Source organism: Actinomycetota bacterium (assembly GCA_036280995.1).
In the GTDB taxonomy this organism is placed as follows: Bacteria; Actinomycetota; CALGFH01; order CALGFH01; family CALGFH01; genus CALGFH01.
In genome coordinates this window covers 1-2,462 of record DASUPQ010000178.1, presented here as the reverse complement: position 1 = coordinate 2,462, position 2,462 = coordinate 1, and the positions used below count along the sequence as shown (strand labels likewise).

Here is a 2,462-nt window from a genome sequence, read left to right as displayed (position 1 = left end):
CACGTGGAAGACGACCTTGACCGGGCGGACCGCTTCGACCTCGAGTATCCAGCGTGACGTCAGCCAGGCCCACGGGCAGGTCGGATCGAACCAGAAGTCGACGATCGTGGGTTCGGCGGCGACCCGTTGACTCACCGTCGTCGGGCTCGGGGTCGCCGCGCCCCCGGCGATGATCTTCGCCTTCTTCGCGGGTTTGCGCTTCGCCTTGCCGTCCTTCTTGACCGACTTCTTGTCCGCCTTGCCCTTCGCCATGCCCCCACCCTACGTACACCTGCAGGCGTCGTCGGCCAGTCCGGCGCAGTGTCCTGCGCCCTCCGCCGACCAACGTCGAGCCTCCTGCAGAGGGGTCACAGCCGCCGGCGCGGGGGGTGTGAGTCATGGACGTGTCGTCGATGCGTTTGTGCTGCTCAATCCATATTCTGATTGTGGGTTACATAATCAGCATTGGGAGGGCGCGCGATGGGCAAGGACTACTCGTCGATGACGGCTCGCCAACTCGAGGAGCTGCGCTCGCTGGTGTTGGACCGGATCGCCGCGGTGCCACAGTTCCGGCGCGGGTCGTTGCAGGTGGGCTACCGCAAGTGCGGGCGTGCTACGTGCCGCTGCGCCCGCCCGGGTGAGCAGGGCCACGGCCCACGCGGGTTGTGGACCCGCACGGTCAAGGGGCCGGGCGGTTCGCGCGGGCAGTACATCCCGGTCGACCAGATCGATCAGGTCCGCGCCGAGCTGGACAACTACGCCCAGTTCGCCGCTCTGGTTGAGGACTACGTCGAGATCAACGAGGCGCTGTGCAAGGCGCGAGTCGGGCCACCGGCGCGCCGCGACAGGCCCGCCGACCCCGCTGACCGTGGCGGGGAAAAAGGGGGGCTTACGACCAGGAAGCGCTGAGCGCGCTGGCTGACCAGGTCGCCGAGCTGGCCGCCGATGAGGCCCGCCGACTGGTGCACACCGCGGCCGGGCTCATGCAAGGCGGTGGCCAGCACGGTGGCCAGGGAGTCTTGGAGGCGATCGAGCGCGCGGCTCAGCAATCGGCCGCGCAGATCGGGCTGGCCGCGGTGGCCGGGGTCGTGGACTGGGCCGGAGCGCACACCCCGGCCCGCACCTGCTGCCCCGACGCCGACCCCGACACCGACTCCGGCGCCGGCCACGCGGTGCGGCTGGTGGCCCGGCGCACCAAGACGGTCCGGACCCTGCTCGGCGGCCTTGAGGTGGCCCGCGGCTACTACCACTGCGGCACCTGCCGGCACGGGTTCGCTCCCCTGGACGCCCGGCTGGGCATCACCGGCACCAGCTTGTCGCCGGGCCTGGCCCGGGCCTGCGCCCTGGCCGGCGCCGAGATGCCCTATGACAAGTCCAGACAGTTCATCGCCACCGTGACCGGGCTGGACCTGGCCTCGACCTCCACCCTGGCCCGCACCACCCGCGCCCAAGGCGCCCGCGCCCGCGACCTGATCGACACCGAGCACGCCGCCGCCGTACCCGGCCCCGTCCCGGCAGCCGGAACCGACGGGCCGGACCTGTGCTACATCGTCTTGGACGGCACCGGCGCCCCGATCCTGCCGCGTGAGTGTCAGGACCGGCCCGGCAAGAGTCCCGACGGCAGGGCCCGCACCCGCGAAGTCAAGATCGGCTGCTTCTTCACCCAGTCCCACCGCGATCCGGTAACCGGCGAACCCATGCAGGACCCGGGCTCAGCCACCTACATCTCCACCTTCGAGGCCGCCGCCACCTTCGCCACCCACGCCAAAGCCGAGTACCGCCGCCGGGGGTTCGACCAGATCCGACAGCCGATCATCCTGGGCGACGGCGCCAAATGGATCTGGGCCATCGCCGACCAGCACTTCACTCACGCCACCCAGATCGTGGACTACTTCCACGCTCGCGAACACCTCGCCGACCTGGCCAAGATCCTCACCCCCGTGCTGGCCGATCCCACCGCTTTCGAGCACGACCTGGCCGACCACCTCGACCTCGGCCAGACCGCCGCGATCGCCGCCGTCGTCGACCAACTCGACCTGCCCCAGCAGGCGCCCGACCTGGTCAAACCCGCCGCCACCGAAGTCGGGTACTTCACCACCAACCACCACCGCATGCAGTACGCCGACTTCCACGCCAACGGCTACTACATCGGCTCTGGCGCCGTGGAGTCAGCCTGCAACACCATCGTCAAACAACGCGCTAAACGAGCCGGCATGCACTGGACCATCGACGGACTCGACCCCGTCCTCGCCCTACGCACCCTGCACCAGTCCCAACGCGACCACATCCTCTGGGCCACACCACAAACCTGACGCACACCCGGCGCGGGTCAGAGCCACCGACCTGTCGGCGGGGCATGACAGGATCGACGACATGTTTCCCGACAACCTCACCCGCGCCGAAGCCAAGGCCCGCTCGGCGCTGATCCAGACCGAGAGCTATCGCGTCGAGATCGATCTGAGCGGACGGGAACCGGCCGAGGA

At 69.5% G+C, this 2,462-nt stretch carries 3 protein-coding genes; 2 read left to right on the top strand and 1 reads right to left on the bottom strand.

Annotated features, from left to right (window positions below):
• The coding region (locus tag VF468_05720; GenBank protein ID HEX5877811.1) for a DsbA family protein at window positions 1-252 on the bottom strand (252 nt) is incomplete at its 3' end.
• A 207-nt stretch (window positions 253-459) separates the two neighbouring features.
• Here VF468_05720 and VF468_05715 point away from each other — a divergent pair.
• Together VF468_05715 and VF468_05710 are read left to right on the top strand one after the other, a co-directional pair.
• Complete coding sequence (locus tag VF468_05715) at window positions 460-888, top strand: DUF6788 family protein (protein ID HEX5877810.1); 429 nt, start codon at window positions 460-462, stop codon at window positions 886-888.
• A gap of 110 nt (window positions 889-998) precedes the next feature.
• Complete coding sequence (locus tag VF468_05710) at window positions 999-2,291, top strand: ISKra4 family transposase (protein ID HEX5877809.1); 1,293 nt, start codon at window positions 999-1,001, stop codon at window positions 2,289-2,291.
• Window positions 2,292-2,462 lie beyond the last annotated feature (171 nt).

Bases quoted from the DNA above. Each gene is read 5' to 3' on its own strand.
- VF468_05715 (HEX5877810.1), top strand. From the start codon at position 460: ATGGGCAAGGACTACTCGTCGATGACGGCTCGCCAACTCGAGGAGCTG.